The 13,963-nt window shown below is 73.1% G+C and carries 16 protein-coding genes; 7 read left to right on the forward strand and 9 right to left on the reverse strand.

What is annotated here, in order from left to right:
* Positions 1–12: 12 nt before the first annotated feature.
* From ACN26Y_RS30155 to dut, 3 genes are all read right to left on the reverse strand, one after another.
* Positions 13–393, reverse strand: coding sequence for an OB-fold nucleic acid binding domain-containing protein (locus ACN26Y_RS30155; RefSeq protein WP_155333429.1), 381 nt, complete (start codon positions 391–393; stop codon positions 13–15).
* A 246-nt stretch (positions 394–639) separates the two neighbouring features.
* Positions 640–1,320 carry a DUF3710 domain-containing protein gene (locus ACN26Y_RS30160; protein ID WP_155333430.1) on the reverse strand — a complete coding sequence of 227 codons (681 nt, stop codon included), beginning with the start codon at positions 1,318–1,320 and terminating at the stop codon, positions 640–642.
* A gap of 90 nt (positions 1,321–1,410) precedes the next feature.
* The gene (gene dut, locus ACN26Y_RS30165) at positions 1,411–1,923 is read right to left on the reverse strand and encodes a dUTP diphosphatase (protein WP_155333431.1); all 513 of its coding nucleotides are present in this window, start codon (positions 1,921–1,923) and stop codon (positions 1,411–1,413) included.
* Positions 1,924–2,007: 84 nt separating this feature from the next.
* Here dut and ACN26Y_RS30170 point away from each other — a divergent pair, with 84 nt between their 5' ends.
* A complete protein-coding gene (locus ACN26Y_RS30170) occupies positions 2,008–2,496 on the forward strand; it encodes a DUF3093 domain-containing protein (protein WP_155333432.1) in 489 nt (162 codons plus the stop codon).
* A gap of 6 nt (positions 2,497–2,502) precedes the next feature.
* Here the strand turns inward: ACN26Y_RS30170 and ACN26Y_RS30175 are convergent, their stop codons facing one another.
* Together ACN26Y_RS30175 and ACN26Y_RS30180 are read right to left on the reverse strand one after the other, a co-directional pair.
* Positions 2,503–3,351: a hypothetical protein gene (locus ACN26Y_RS30175; protein ID WP_422734027.1), complete on the reverse strand. Its 849-nt coding sequence runs from the start codon at positions 3,349–3,351 to the stop codon at positions 2,503–2,505.
* A gap of 141 nt (positions 3,352–3,492) precedes the next feature.
* On the reverse strand, positions 3,493–3,789 hold the full coding sequence (locus tag ACN26Y_RS30180; protein WP_007075406.1) for a DUF4193 domain-containing protein: 297 nt from the start codon (positions 3,787–3,789) through the stop codon (positions 3,493–3,495).
* 429 nt (positions 3,790–4,218) lie between these two features.
* Here ACN26Y_RS30180 and ACN26Y_RS30185 point away from each other — a divergent pair, with 429 nt between their 5' ends.
* Complete coding sequence (locus tag ACN26Y_RS30185; protein ID WP_196255744.1) at positions 4,219–4,728, forward strand: LytR C-terminal domain-containing protein; 510 nt, start codon at positions 4,219–4,221, stop codon at positions 4,726–4,728.
* Positions 4,729–4,765: 37 nt separating this feature from the next.
* Here the strand turns inward: ACN26Y_RS30185 and ACN26Y_RS30190 are convergent, their stop codons facing one another.
* Positions 4,766–5,584 carry an inositol monophosphatase family protein gene (locus tag ACN26Y_RS30190; protein ID WP_155333434.1) on the reverse strand — a complete coding sequence of 273 codons (819 nt, stop codon included), beginning with the start codon at positions 5,582–5,584 and terminating at the stop codon, positions 4,766–4,768.
* Between the two features lie 351 nt (positions 5,585–5,935).
* Here ACN26Y_RS30190 and ACN26Y_RS30195 point away from each other — a divergent pair, with 351 nt between their 5' ends.
* The 3 genes from ACN26Y_RS30195 to ACN26Y_RS30205 all read left to right on the forward strand — a co-directional run bounded on the left by ACN26Y_RS30195 (position 5,936) and on the right by ACN26Y_RS30205 (position 9,075).
* Positions 5,936–6,196 (forward strand): hypothetical protein, encoded by a 261-nt coding sequence (locus tag ACN26Y_RS30195; protein ID WP_422734028.1) that lies wholly within the window; start codon positions 5,936–5,938, stop codon positions 6,194–6,196.
* Positions 6,197–6,980: 784 nt separating this feature from the next.
* Positions 6,981–8,597, forward strand: a complete 1,617-nt coding sequence (locus ACN26Y_RS30200) for an RNA polymerase sigma factor (protein WP_422734029.1) — start codon at positions 6,981–6,983, stop codon at positions 8,595–8,597.
* Positions 8,598–8,841: 244 nt separating this feature from the next.
* On the forward strand, positions 8,842–9,075 hold the full coding sequence (locus ACN26Y_RS30205; RefSeq protein WP_155333437.1) for a DUF7455 domain-containing protein: 234 nt from the start codon (positions 8,842–8,844) through the stop codon (positions 9,073–9,075).
* A gap of 131 nt (positions 9,076–9,206) precedes the next feature.
* On the opposite strand, the gene ACN26Y_RS30210 is transcribed toward ACN26Y_RS30205, so the two are convergent.
* From ACN26Y_RS30210 to ACN26Y_RS30220, 3 genes are all read right to left on the reverse strand, one after another.
* The gene (locus ACN26Y_RS30210; RefSeq protein ID WP_155333438.1) at positions 9,207–10,940 is read right to left on the reverse strand and encodes a DEAD/DEAH box helicase; all 1,734 of its coding nucleotides are present in this window, start codon (positions 10,938–10,940) and stop codon (positions 9,207–9,209) included.
* Between the two features lie 183 nt (positions 10,941–11,123).
* On the reverse strand, positions 11,124–11,765 hold the full coding sequence (locus ACN26Y_RS30215) for a trimeric intracellular cation channel family protein (protein ID WP_155333439.1): 642 nt from the start codon (positions 11,763–11,765) through the stop codon (positions 11,124–11,126).
* Between the two features lie 40 nt (positions 11,766–11,805).
* The gene (locus tag ACN26Y_RS30220) at positions 11,806–12,030 is read right to left on the reverse strand and encodes a DUF3039 domain-containing protein (protein WP_196255745.1); all 225 of its coding nucleotides are present in this window, start codon (positions 12,028–12,030) and stop codon (positions 11,806–11,808) included.
* Positions 12,031–12,113: 83 nt separating this feature from the next.
* On the opposite strand from ACN26Y_RS30220, the gene ACN26Y_RS30225 reads away from it, so the two are divergent.
* A complete protein-coding gene (locus ACN26Y_RS30225) occupies positions 12,114–13,034 on the forward strand; it encodes a pseudouridine-5'-phosphate glycosidase (RefSeq protein ID WP_422734030.1) in 921 nt (306 codons plus the stop codon).
* The gene (locus ACN26Y_RS30230) at positions 13,031–13,927 is read left to right on the forward strand and encodes a carbohydrate kinase family protein (RefSeq protein WP_422734031.1); all 897 of its coding nucleotides are present in this window, start codon (positions 13,031–13,033) and stop codon (positions 13,925–13,927) included. The genes ACN26Y_RS30225 and ACN26Y_RS30230 overlap by 4 nt, the downstream gene beginning before the upstream one ends.
* Positions 13,928–13,963 lie beyond the last annotated feature (36 nt).

Consider the following 13,963-nt stretch of genomic DNA (forward strand, 5'->3'; position numbering starts at 1 on the left):
CTTCCGTCCGGGTCACTTCGGCGGTTCCAACTCGTAGTACGGGTTGTAGATGACCTTGCGGTCGTCCCGCACGGCCACCCGGCCGCGCGCGGTCAGGTGCCGTCCGGGCTCGATGCCGGAGATGTGCCGCCGTCCCAGCCACACCAGGGTCACCACGTCGCTGCCGTCGTAGAGGTCCGCCTCCAGCGTGGGCAGGTTCGTCCGGGGGGTGTAGACCACCGTGCGGAGCCGGCCGGACACCGAGACCACCTCGCCCCGGCTGCACTGCCGGGCCGGCACACCGCCGTGCTCGGCGCTCTCCCGGCGCAGCTCCTGCGCCTCGATCTCCGCCTCGCTCGCGGTGAGCCGTCGCAGCATGCGCCGCAATGAACCCCGCCGCTCGTCGGTCGACATGACCTCCGCGTCACCCTTCCCACGCTGGCCCGGCCCGGGGCCGGTAGTGGACCGGCCCCGACGACGCCGGGACCGCTCCGCCAGCGTACGCCGACACGGCCGGCACCGGCGCGGGCGGTGGACGTCCGGCCGGGCCCGCGTCGCCGTCCCGGCGCGGCCGGCTGGGACCCGGGCCCGGGCGGCTGTCGCCTGGCCGGACCGTCGCCTGGACCTCGCCTCGGTTCGACGAGATCGGCCGGGCGGACCCTAGGCTTCCCGGGCCTCGCCGGCGGCGGCCGTGGCGGCGTCGCCCGGGCCGGCCTGCTCGGCGACCTCCCGGGGCAGCCGCAGCGGCAGTGGCTCGCGGACCGGCTTCGCCTCGTGGCCCCGGTCGACCACCAGGCCCTCCAGGCAGGTGGCCAGCGGGCCGGCCGCGGCCGGGTTGGTCGCCGCGTCGCCCTGGAAGACGCCGCGCACCATCCAGCGCGGCCCGTCGACGCCGACGAAGCGCAGGTCGGTGATGCCGTCCTGGGTGCGGACCCGGGCCTGCAACTCGGTGCCGTACTCGCCCTCGATCTCCTGGGCGGCGGCGCCGTCGTTGAAGAGGGACTGGCGGATCTCCTCACGCACCTCGTCCCAGATGCCCTCGCTGCGCGGGGCGGCGAAGACGCCGAGCTGGAGAGCGTTCTGCCCGTGGACGAGCACGACCTGCTGGATCACCCCCTGCTGGTCGGCCTGCACCCGCACCTCGACGTCGGGCACCGCGGGGATCTGCAGGCTGCCCAGGTCGAGTCGCTGCACCCCGGACGGCGCCTCGCTGGCGTCGTACGGGCCGCGCGCCGGAGCCTCCGGGATCACCGGTGCCTCCAGCTCGTTGGCGTCGCGGACCTCGGTCCGCTCGTCACGCGTGTGCCGCCCGGCACCGGCCCGCTTTCGGGAGAAGATCACTGCGCACACCCTCCGCTGTTCGCACTCACCCTGCCACCTCTTCCGTCCGTCCGCCCGCCCGTTGGTGGACCGGCCGCCGGTCGTACCGCGTCACGGCGCCCCGGCCGCCGGCCGCCGGCCGTCCGTTCCCGGTGCGGCGGGCGCCGGCACCAGGTTGGCGTGGCCACCGGTGGAGCCGTGCCCGCCGCTCCCCCGCCGGGACGCGGGCAGCTCCGCCACCGGCTGGAACTCCGCCCGCGCCACGCGCTGCACGACGAGCTGCGCGATGCGGTCGCCGCGGACGATCCGGGCCGGCGTCTCCCGATCATGGTTGATCAGGTTGACGAAGATCTCACCCCGGTAGCCGGCGTCGACCGTACCGGGCGCGTTGAGCACGGTCACGCCGAGCCTGGCCGCCAGCCCCGAACGGGGGTGGACCAGGCCCACGTACCCCTCCGGCAGCGCGATGGCCACGCCGGTCGGCACCAGGGCGCGGCCGCCCGGTGGCAGCTCGACGTCCGCGGCGGCCACCAGGTCCGCACCGGCGTCGCCGGGATGGGCGTACGCCGGGAGCGGCAGCCCGGGGTCGAGCTGGCGTACGGGCACGGGTACGACGTCGGTCACGGTTCCCCTCTTCCGTCCGGTTCCTCGGGTGACCCTGCCATCCTGCCCGGTCGCCGGCCCGTCGTGCGCCGTACCCTTCACCACGTGAGCGTGTCCCCGTCCCCGTCGTACGCCGAACGGCTGAGCCTGCCCTGGTGGCTCTGGGTGGGTGGGCTGGCCGTGGCCGCCCTGTTCGCCGCCGAGATCTGGATGGGTGCGCCCGGCGTCCGGGCGTGGCTGCCGTTCGTGGTGCTGCTGCCCGCCGCCGTGGCCGGCATGGCGTGGCTGGGCCGGATCCGGCTGGCCGTCCAGGAGGGCGAGCTGCGGGTGGACGACGCCCGCCTGCCGGCGCGCTTCGTCGCCGACGTCGTGCCGCTGGACGCCGCCGGCCGACGCGAGGTGCTCGGCGTGGGCGCCGACCCGCTGGCGTTCGTGGTGCAGCGGCCGTGGATCGCCGGTGCGGTGCAGGTCGTGCTGGACGACCCGGCCGATCCCACCCCGTTCTGGGTGGTGAGCACGCGCCGGCCGGTCGAGCTGGCGGAGGCGCTCCTCGCGGCCCGGGACGCCGCGGGGACCAGCCCCGCGGGGCGCTGAGCCGGCTCAGGGCGCCTTGGGCAGCGCCGGCGGCGGGCCGGGCAGGCTGCCGGCGCGGCGCCGGAGGTCGGTGCGGAGTTCGTCGGCCATCGTCCGGGTCGCCCGCCGGTTGAGGTAGCTCGCCACCGCGGCGCCGGTGAGGAACGGGCCGAGCGTGGTGAGGTTGCGGCCGAAGCGCCGGAGCAGGGTGTCGCGCAGCTCACGACGGGCCGCGGTGCCCAGTACGGCGCTCACGCCGACGCCCGGCATCATCGGGTTGATCCCCCGCTTCGTGGCCCACGCCTGCACGAGCGCCACCGACCGCTGGGCCCGGCCCGGCGGCAGCGGCACGCCGTAGACCTCGTGCAGCTCGCCGGTCAGCTTGAGCTCGATCGCCACCACGGCGACCGTCTCGGCGGCCAGCAGGACCGGCGCCGACAACAGGGTCGGGGTGATGGCCCACTCGACGGTCGCGACACCGCCCCCGGCCGCGCCGACGCCCGCGGTCGCCCGGGCGGCGTTGCGGATGAGGCGTTCGGCCAGTGCCTCGTCGTCCAGGTCCGGGAAGTGCCGGCGCAGGGTGGCCCGGTCCCGGACCGGCACGTGCGGGGCGATCTCGGCGACCGTGTCGACCATCCAGCGCACGGCCGCCTTCGGCTTGAACAGGTCACCGAGGTTGCGCGCGCGGGCCTGCCCGACCAGCCGGCCGAGCAGTTGGCGGCGACGCGCCGGCCCGATGTCGTCGGCCGTCAGCGCGGCGACGGTGGCCCCCAACTCGTCGCCGCCACCCGCCGATTCGCCTCCGGCCGCGGATCCGTCGGCGGCGCGCGCCGGGGCCGCGCCGGACGCGACGTCCCGCTCGTTCCGCTCGGTCATGGCACCGAACCTCCCCGGTGGACGCGCCGCCGACCTGGCGGCCGTTCCTCACGAGTCAAGCAGCTCCACCGGGCCGCCGCACGGCAACCGGAACGAGCGGCGGCCCCGGATGGGAGCCGCCGCCGGTGATGCCGCGTGCGGTCAGACGCACTCGCGGCAGATCAGTTCGCCGTTGCGCTCGACCGCCAGTTGGCTGCGGTGGTGCACGAGGAAGCAGCGAGCGCAGCGGAACTCGTCCTGCTGCATCGGCAGCACCTTGACCGTGAGCTCCTCGTCGGCCAGGTCGGCGCCGGGCAGCTCGAAGCTCTCCGCCACCTCGGCCTCGTCGACGTCCACGGCGCCCGACTGTGAGTCGACGCGCCGGGCCTTCAGCTCTTCCAGGCTGTCCTCGCCGAGGTCGACCTCGTCGCGACGCGGGGCGTCGTAGTCGGTGGCCATCGGTTTCACTCTCCCATGTCGATGTTGTCGCTTCCGGTTGTAACGCCGGACGACGTTGTTTCGGTTCCGCTGGCCGGCCACCACTTGTGTCGGTCACCCGACCCGACGTGCCGGGCCGGTGCCGCCAGAGAAACTTCCCCGGCGAGCGCGGTACCTTACCCCCCCTTTGGGCGTGGCATGTATACCGCCCTCGTGGCAGAGATGTACGCCCCCGCACGGCAAGTTGTTCCCAATGTGACTCAGGCGACACGAAGATAGGGGTAGTACTACCCGGTTCCCGGTCGGCGCGCCGGCATGTCCGCCTGTTTCCACGCGACGGCCGGACAACCGTTAACCTCAGCGGCGTACTCGACGGCCGGCCCGGTGGCCCGACCCGCCGCCGGCCGCCACCACCCACTGCCCGGGAGCGCCCTGATGAGCTTTGCGCGAGTGCGAGCACTCGTAGTGGTCGGCCTGCTGGGGGTGCTGGCGCTGGTCTTCGTGGTCGTCGCACTGGTACGTGACACGCAGAGTGAGGCGGGCATCGGCGGCGGCTGCCCGGAGGGCTGGCCGCGCGCGGACGTGACCCTGCGAGAGCGCAAGGACGTGAAGATCAACGTCCTCAACGGCACGGATCAGCCCGGCCTCGCCAACAAGGTCGCCGACGAGTTCCGCAACCGGCAGTTCCAGGTCAAGAAGACCGGCACCGGGAAGCAGATCGAGGACATCGCGGTCCTGCGGTACGGCCCGAAGGGTGTCGGTTCGGCGCACCTGCTGCGCGCGTACTTCCTGGACAACGCCGAGTCCGAGTACGACCCGAAGCGTACGGACGACACCGTCGACGTGGTGCTCGGCAGCGCCTTCCAGCAGCTGGCCACCACCACCGAGGTCAACCAGTCCCTGGGCGACCTCGGCTCGCCGGTGGCGCCGCCGGGTTCCTGCCCGATGCAGCAGAAGTGAGCTCCGGCACCGGCCGGCCGAGGCCGGCCGGCCGGCGTCAGGGGCCGCCGGCGGCGTCGAGGTCCGCCAGCCGGTCGTGCAGGGGCCCGAAGAGAGCCGGTGGCGCGGCGACGACCATGTCCGGCCCGGCCGCCGCGCCGCCCAGCCCGGCGACCCGCAGCCCCGCCTCGGTGGCCACCAGACCGCCGGCCGCGAGGTCCCAGGCGGCAAGCCCCTTCTCGTAGTACGCGTCGACCCGCCCCTCGGCGGCGAAGCAGAGGTCGATGGCGGCCGCACCGAGGCGGCGGATGTCGCGGACGTGCGGGATCAGCTCCGCCACCACCCGGGCCTGGTGGGCGCGGCGCTTCGGGTCGTAGCCGAAGCCGGTGGCGACCAGGGTCTGGCCGAGTTCGGTCTCGGCTGAGCAGCGCAGCCGTCGACCGTCGCGCCAGGCGCCGCCGCCGACCGTCGCCGTCCACTCCTCACCGGTGCTGATGTTGCGCACCACCCCGGCGACCACCGTGCCGTTCACCTCGGCGGCCAGCGACACGGCGCTGTGCCGGAGCCCGTACAGGTAGTTGACGGTGCCGTCGATCGGATCGATGATCCACCGCACCCCACTGCCTCCCTCGGCGGCCGCACCTTCCCCGTACTCCTCGCCGAGCACCTGGTCCTGCGGACGGAGCGTGGCCAGCGCATCGAGGACCTGTCGCTCGACCGCCCGGTCGGCAGCGGTGACGACGTCGGTGGCGGTGGTCTTGGTCGCGGCGACCGACACCCCCTCGGCGCGCATTCGGGACGCGGTGTCCGCCGCATTCCGCGCCACGTCGACGGCGATCGTGAGCAGTTCCTTCGGTGTCGGCACTGAACTAGTCAAACTTCCCCCTGCCCGCACACACGGGTGCGCGCGAATTGATGAGGACCAGCACGGAATCGTCTCCGCCGTCTCAGCGTCGCTCATCCTACGGTGCGGCCGAAGACTGGTCCGGCGAGAGCCGGACGACGCCAACGGGACTGGGGGCGCGCGTGCCTGTCAGCGGCGGCGCCAACGCGGACCGGCCACGGCCAATCGTCCACGGCCCCCACTTCTCCCGCCTCCACGCACCGTGACCACCGGCCGCGCACCAGCCGGACGCGTTCGCACCAACCGAATCTGAACTTGTGACCACAACTCAAAGCCGGGATGAAATGAACGGGTACGGCAACCAGACGAAAGATCTACAGCGAGGTGTGGTTCAACACCTGCTGCATTCCGCAGCGCAACGCCTTCACCGTCAAGGACCGGTACAGCGACGGCACTCGGATCAAGGTTTACTGGAGCGGCGCAAGGTATGGCAGTTACACCTTGCCGGACGGCGCGGGACGCGAGACGACCTTCAGCATCGAGCCCAACAACGTCACGCGCGCCGTTATTCACTGGAAGGCCTGCACTCTGGTCAGCGGTGGCGTTGAATGGTGCAACCCCCTCATGAACGATTACATCGACTGAGGCTCGGTAATCTGTCTGCTCGACCGTGATTTCAAACAAACTGACGCATTGCCTCGGCGCGGCCGCTCCGTGAACGGCGATAGTGGCCGCGCCGACGCGTCGTACCAAATGAGGGCAGTCGACGCGGCGCGATCGTCACGAATATCCGACGACAGTCGCGCCTGCCAAACCGGGGATCCCACCGCGTCCGGTGCGCCTGTCGAAATGCGCGTGCGGAGAGCGTTCGCGCGAAAGTGCCGCAGGATTCCGGCGCGACACCGGAGTCGACAGACCGGCCCCTGATTGTTGTCCCGGCAGGCGTCGTCCACGTGCCCGGCCGTTACGGCCGGGCTGTGACGTTGGTCGCGCCGACCGTCCCCGGCGACTGGGCCGATCCGGGACCGGGCAGCAAGGCAGGACCGCACGCACCGGGCGGAGCCCGCTCGTCGCCTCGCTGATCCACCTCTGCGGCGGCGTGGGCCACGCGGGTCGACAGGTCGTCGCCGGGTGCGGGGTCCCTGGCGCGGCGTCTCGCCTCGGGGTGGATTTCCGCTTTATGTGCGGATCGCATCCTTACCCACGCGCTGTCTGCACCGAATCGGCCACTTTCGCGGCCGGTACACCGTGCGCCGCCGGATGATCGCCGTGGACGGCGTTACAATTCACCCTGCCCACGCGCCACGGACCGCCAGCGACCGGCCGGCCCGGGACACGGGGGTCCCTCAACGACATCGCCCGGCACAAGCGCTCCGCCTCGCGCCGGACGACCCGGCCGTGCTCGCTCTTCGCCTCCGGAAGGTCATTCGTGACAGAACCCCGCCAGACCGGCGCCGACGTTCGCTCGCTCACCGACACCCTGATCGCGCACGCGCAGAGCGCCGGCGGTCAGCTCACGTCGGCCCAGCTCGCGCGCACCGTCGAGTCCGCCGAGGTGACTCCGGCCCAGGCCAAGAAGATCCTGCGGGCGCTCTCCGAGGCGGGAGTGACCGTCGTGGTCGACGGCTCGGCCACCACCGCACCCCGCCGCCGGGTGGCGGCCGCGCGTTCGGCCACCCCGGCGTCCCGGGCGACGACCGCCAAGACCACGAAGAAGGCCGCCGCTCCCGCGCCGAAGCAGGCGCCCGCCGCCGACGAGGCCCCGGCCCCGGCACCGCGGAAGGCCACCGCCCGCAAGGCCACCGGCACCACCGCCGAGGTGGCCGCCAAGGCGGCGGCGCCGGCCAGGAAGGCCACCCGGGCCACCAAGGCGACGGTGGCCGAGGCCGGCCCGGCGAAGGCCGCCAAGGCCGCCACCAAGGCCAAGGGCGAGACCGACGCCGAGGGCGAGATCGATCCGGAGGAGCTGGCCGCCGAGATCGAGGACGTCGTCGTCGACGAGCCGGCCGAGCTGACCCAGGCCGCCGAGACCGACGCGGCCAACTCCGCCAACGACAACGACTTCGAATGGGACGACGAGGAGTCCGAGGCGCTCAAGCAGGCGCGCCGCGACGCCGAGCTGACGGCGTCCGCCGACTCCGTCCGGGCGTACCTGAAGCAGATCGGTAAGGTCCCGCTGCTCAACGCGGAGCAGGAGGTCGAGCTCGCCAAGCGGATCGAGGCCGGCCTCTACGCGGCCGAGCGGCTGCGCGCCGCCGACGAGGGCGAGGAGAAGCTCAACCGCGAGATGCAGCGCGACCTGCTGTGGATCTCGCGGGACGGTGAGCGCGCGAAGAACCACCTCCTCGAGGCCAACCTGCGCCTGGTGGTGTCGCTCGCGAAGCGGTACACGGGCCGCGGCATGGCCTTCCTCGACCTGATCCAGGAGGGCAACCTCGGCCTGATCCGCGCGGTCGAGAAGTTCGACTACACCAAGGGCTACAAGTTCTCCACCTACGCCACCTGGTGGATCCGCCAGGCCATCACCCGCGCCATGGCCGACCAGGCCCGCACCATCCGCATCCCGGTGCACATGGTCGAGGTGATCAACAAGCTGGGCCGGATCCAGCGCGAGCTTCTCCAGGACCTGGGCCGCGAGCCCACTCCGGAGGAGCTGGCGAAGGAGATGGACATCACACCGGAGAAGGTGCTGGAGATCCAGCAGTACGCCCGGGAGCCCATCTCGCTGGACCAGACGATCGGCGACGAGGGCGACAGCCAGCTCGGCGACTTCATCGAGGACTCGGAGGCCGTGGTCGCGGTCGACGCCGTCTCGTTCTCGCTCCTGCAGGATCAGCTCCAGCAGGTGCTGCAGACGTTGTCCGAGCGTGAGGCGGGCGTGGTGCGCCTGCGCTTCGGCCTGACCGACGGCCAGCCGCGGACGCTGGACGAGATCGGTCAGGTCTACGGGGTGACCCGGGAGCGCATCCGGCAGATCGAGTCCAAGACGATGTCCAAGCTGCGCCACCCGTCGCGTTCGCAGGTCCTCCGGGATTACCTGGACTGACCGGAGCCGTCAACTGAACGTGTCGTTTTGAACACTTGGCGTGCAACGCCGCATGGTGATCGTTTGGTTGCACGAATGTGATCGTTGACGTGGCACCCTTGGTGCATGGCACGCTGTCGGAGCCATGTGTGACCTCGGTCCCCCGCGGGCACACAGGGAAGGCGAGGCCCGACAAGGGTGTTGCACGATAGGTGAGCAACGACCGAAGAGAGTGTTCATCGGTGACGACCAGAGGAGGAAGGCGATGACCCCGACCCTCACGCCGCCGCCCGAGACGGTGAGCCCCCCGGCCGCCGATGAACGGTGCGACCGCTGCAATGCTGCCGGCAAGCTCCGCGTCACTCTGGCTGGTGGGAGCGAGTTGGTGTTCTGTGGGCACCACGCGAACAAGTACGCCGAGGATCTCGTGAAGATCACCGTGCGGTACGCGACGGACCCGGAGTTCAGCTGGCGTGGCGCCGATCTGATGGCGAACTGAGTCCGTAATTCCGACATAAGACCGGCCGGGCCCCTGGAGGGGCCCGGCCGGTCTTTTCGTGTCCTGCGGCCCGCGTCGACCGGACAGCCGGCGCACGGCGGGCGGGGGGACGCGGCTGCGCCCGAACCGGGTCAGAGGGTCTGCACCGTCGCGATGCGTTCCTCGAGCTGCTCGATCGTCGCCTGGGCGCTGGGCGGGCCGCCGCAGATGCGGCGCAGCTCGGCATGGATCTTGCCGTGCGGCTGTCCGGTGCGGTGGTGTCGGGCCGCCACGAGGGCGTTCAGCTGCCGCCGCAGGGCCACGCGCCGCTGCGCCGCGCTCATCGGTGCCGGCGGGGCGGCGGTGGCCGCAGCGGACGTTTCAGCGGGCCGTTCGGCGGCTCGGCGTCGCTGCGCGGCGAGTTGCTCGGCCTGCCGCTTGGTCAGCAGCATGGCCACCTGGTCGGCGGTGAGCAGGCCCGGCAGGCCCAGGTACTCCTCCTCCTCCGGGGTACCGGCCTGGGCCGCGGTTCCGAACGACGCCCCGTCGAAGATCACCTGGTCGAGTTCGGCGGTCGCGGACAGCGCCGCGAACCGCTTTTCGAGCTCGCCGCTGGCCTGGTCGTCGCGCTGGGCACGCTCCAGCAGGTCGTCGTCGAAACCCTCCCGGTCCTTCGGCTTGCCGAGCACGTGGTCCCGTTCGGCCTCCATCTCGCTGGCCAGCCCCAGCAGGTGCGGCACGCTGGGCAGGAACACCGACGCGGTCTCCCCGGACCGGCGGGCCCGGACGAACCGGCCGACGGCCTGGGCGAAGTAGAGCGGCGTGCTGGCGCTGGTCGCGTACACGCCGACCGCGAGGCGGGGGATGTCGACGCCCTCGGAGACCATCCGGACCGCCACCAGCCACCGCTGGTCGGACGCCGCGAACGTCGCGATCCGGGCCGAGGCGCCCACGTCGTCGGAGAGCACCACGGCGGCCTTCTCACCGGTCACCTGCTCGAGGAGCTTGGCGTACGACCGGGCGGCCTGCTGGTCGCTGGCGATGACCAGGCCGCCCGCGTCCGGCATGCCGGCGTTGCGCAGCACGGTCAGCCGGGCGTCGGCGGCCCGCAGCACCTGGGGCATCCAGTCACCGGCCGGGTCGAGCGCGGTCCGCCAGGCCTGCGCGATCAGGTCCTGCGTCATCGGCTCGCCGAGCCGGGCGGCCAGTTCCTCGCCGGCGTTCGTGCGCCAGCGGGTCTCACCGGAGTAGGCCAGGAAGAGCACCGGCCGCACGACGCCGTCGCGCAGCGCGTCGGCGTAGCCGTACACCGCGTCGGCGCGGGAGCGCAGCAGGCCGTCCCCGCCCCGCTCGTAGCTGACGAACGGGATCGGGTTGTCGTCGGAGCGGAACGGAGTGCCGGTCAGCATCAGCCGGCGCTCGGCCCCTTCGAAGGCGGCCTTCACGCCGTCGCCCCAGGTGCGCGAGTCCCCGGCGTGGTGGATCTCGTCGAGGATGACCAGGGTGCGGCGCGTCATCGTGCGCCGCCGGTGCACCTGCGGCGCCATGCCGACCTGGGCGTACGTGACCACGGCACCGTGGAAGTCGGCGGACGAGTGCAGGTCGGCGTTGCGGAAGGCGGCGTCGAGTTGGACGCCGACCCGGGCCGCCGCCTGCGCCCACTGGGTCTTGAGGTGCTCGGTGGGGGCGACCACGGTGACCGCCTCGACGGTGCCGTCGGCGAGCAGTTCGGCGGCGATCCGCAGGGCGAAGGTGGTCTTCCCGGCGCCCGGGGTGGCGACCGCCGTGAAGTCGGGGTCACGGCGGCGCAGGTACTCCACGAGAGCCTTGCGCTGCCACGCGCGCAGGGCCGGGAACGTCTCGAGCGCCGGCGTCCGGGCTGCCACGCGAGCTCCTCTCCGACCGCCTGAGGCGGGCACCGGCCGAGGGCCACGGGTGCCGCCGCCCATGAAAACGCCTCCGCGCAGAAGGTGCCGCGAAGGCCGACTCAGCATAACCGCGGGAGCCCCGGGACCCCACTCGACACAGCACGGGTCACACCGGCCCCGCCGGCCCCACGGCGGGGCGGGTCAGCCTGGGGCTCCCGTCCGGGGTGGGCGGAGCGTGGCGATCGGGGCGGACCAGCGACGGCGCAGGGAGACCAGGCGGATCAGGAAGACCAGGACCGCGGCCACGGTGAGCCCGATCGTGTCGGCATGGCCGAGCCAGTGCAGCAGGACGACGAGGACGGCGCCGACGAGCGCGGCGACCGCGTAGATCTCGCGGCGCAGCACCACGGGGATCTCGGCGGTCAGCAGGTCCCGGCCGAGGCCGCCGCCGATCGCGGTGACCATGCCGATCACGCAGGCGCCCACCGCGGGCACCTGCGCGTCGAGCGCCTTCAGGGTGCCGGTGACGGTGAACAGCCCCAGGCCGGCCGCGTCCAGCACCAGGACGGTGGTGCGCAGCTTGGCGAGCTGGGGGTGCAGCCAGAAGACGGCGACGGCGGTGACCGCGGCGGTGGCCGCGTACCGCCAGTCGGCGAAGGCCAGGGGCGGGACCTCGTCGATCACCAGGTCCCGGAAGATCCCGCCGCCGAGGGCGGCCACGAAGCCGACGAAGACGACACCGAAGAGGTCCAGCCGCTTGGCGACCGCCGCCGAGGCACCGGAGGCCGCGAACACCGCGACCCCGGTGAGGTCGGCCAGCAGGAGGGCCGTGGAGGTGGTCACGGCCGCAGGTTACGCGGGCGGCACCGCCGCCCGCCCCGGTTCACTGGGCGAACGAGTCGTAGATCTCCTTGCACTTCGGGCACACCGGAGAGCCGGGCTTGGCCGCCTTGGTGACCGGGAACGTCTCGCCGCAGAGCGCCACGACGAAGGTGCCCATCACGGCACTCTCGGCGATCTTCTCCTTGCGCACGTAGTGGAACATCTCGGGACCGGTGTCGGCGTCCTTCACCTCGGGACGCTCGAGAACCTGTGTGCTCACTTCCACACCTCCAACCGCCAAGTCTGGCAGGTCACCCCGGGCCCGGTCCACTTCATGCCGTACCGGCCGAGGTCGTACCGTGGAACGTCGTGACCGACTTTCACATCCGACACGGTGCCGAGGTCGCCGACGCCCTGCGCGCCGGCCGCCCGGTGGTGGCCCTGGAGAGCACGATCGTCTCGCACGGCCTGCCCCGGCCCGACAACCTGCGGGTGGCCCGCGAGATCGAGCAGGCCGTCCGGGACGCCGGGGCGGTGCCGGCCACCATCGGCATGGTCGGCGGTCAACTCGTCGTGGGCCTCGACGACGGGGATCTGACCCGGCTCGCCACCGTCGACGGCGTGGCGAAGCTCTCCGTACGCGATCTCGCCGTGGCGGCCGCGACCGGCGCGGACGGCGCCACGACCGTGGCCGCCACCAGCGCGGTGGCCGCGGCGGCCGGCATCCGGGTCTTCGCCACCGGTGGCCTCGGTGGGGTGCACCGGGAGGCCGCGCAGACGTTCGACGAGTCCGCCGACCTGACCACCCTCGCCCGGACGCCGATCGCCGTCGTCTGCGCGGGGGTGAAGTCGATCCTCGACGTGGGCGCCACCCTGGAGCGCCTGGAGACCCTGGGCGTGGGCGTGGTCGGCTACCGCACCCGCCGATTCCCCGGCTTCTACCTGACCGACGGCGGGTTCGACCTCGACTGGTCGGTGGACTCCCCCGAGCAGGTGGCGGCCGTGCTCACCGCGCGTGACCAGCACGGCCTGCGCACCGGCGGGTTGATCGTGGCCAACCCGCTGCCCGCCGACGAGCAGTTGGACCCGGCGCTGCACGACCGGACCCTCGCCGACGGGCTGACGTTGCTGGAGCGTACGGGCGTGACCGGGAAGGCGGTGACGCCCTTCCTGCTGGCGCACTTCCACTCGGCCACCGAGGGCGCCAGCCTCGCGGTCAACGTCCGCATCATCCTGCGCAACGCCGACCTCGCCGCCCGGATCGCGGTCGCGGCGTCCCGCCCGGCATGACGGCACCCCGCATCATCGTCGTCGGCGACCTGATCACCGACGTGGTGGCGGTGCTGTCCGGGCCACCGGTGGCCGGGTCGGACACCTCGGCGGCGATCCGGTTCACCGGCGGTGGCCAGGCGGCGAACACGGCCGCCTGGCTGGGGGCGCTGGGCGTACCGGTGACGCTGGTGGGCGCGGTCGGCGACGACGGGCCGGGCCGGGACCGGGTCGCCGAACTGGAACGCGGCGGCGTCGACTGCGCCGTCTCGCGCGTGCCGGACGCCCCCACCGGGACGGTCATCGTGCTCGCCACGGCGGAGGACCGCACCATGGTCACCGAGCGGGGGGCGAACCTGCGGCTGACCCCGGAAGCGGTGGAGGCGGCGCTGGACGCGGCGGCGGACGCCGCCCACCTGCACCTGTCCGGCTACACCCTGCTCGACGCGGGGTCGCGGCCGGCCGGGTTGCGCGCGTTCGCCGCGGCCCGCGAGCGGGGCCTCACGGTCAGCGTCGACGCGGCCTCCGCGGCCCCGCTGCGGCGGGTGGGCGCGGCGGCCTTCCTGACCTGGGTACGCGGGGTCGACCTGCTGCTGGTCAACGCCGAGGAGGCGACCGTGCTGGCCGGTGGCCTGGACCCGGCGGCGCAGGGGCGGGTGCTGTCCGCGTCGGCGCGTCGGGTCGTGGTGAAGCGGGGCGCGGCTGGTGCGGTGTGGGTGGATCGGGACGCCGCGATCGCGGTGGCGCCGGCCCGCCGGATGGCGGTGGTCGACCCGACGGGGGCGGGTGACGCCTTCGCCGCCGGCCTGCTGTCGGCCTGGCTGGCCGGAGCATCGCCGGAGGCGGCGCTGCACCGGGCCGGGGACCTGGGCGCGTCGGCGGTCGGCCAGGTGGGCGCCCGACCGCCGCGCTGACCGCCGCCGGCCGCTCCGACGGACCCCGGGCGTTGC

It is taken from the genome of Micromonospora sp. WMMD558 (assembly GCF_049315255.1).
Taxonomy (GTDB): Bacteria; Actinomycetota; Actinomycetes; order Mycobacteriales; family Micromonosporaceae; genus Micromonospora.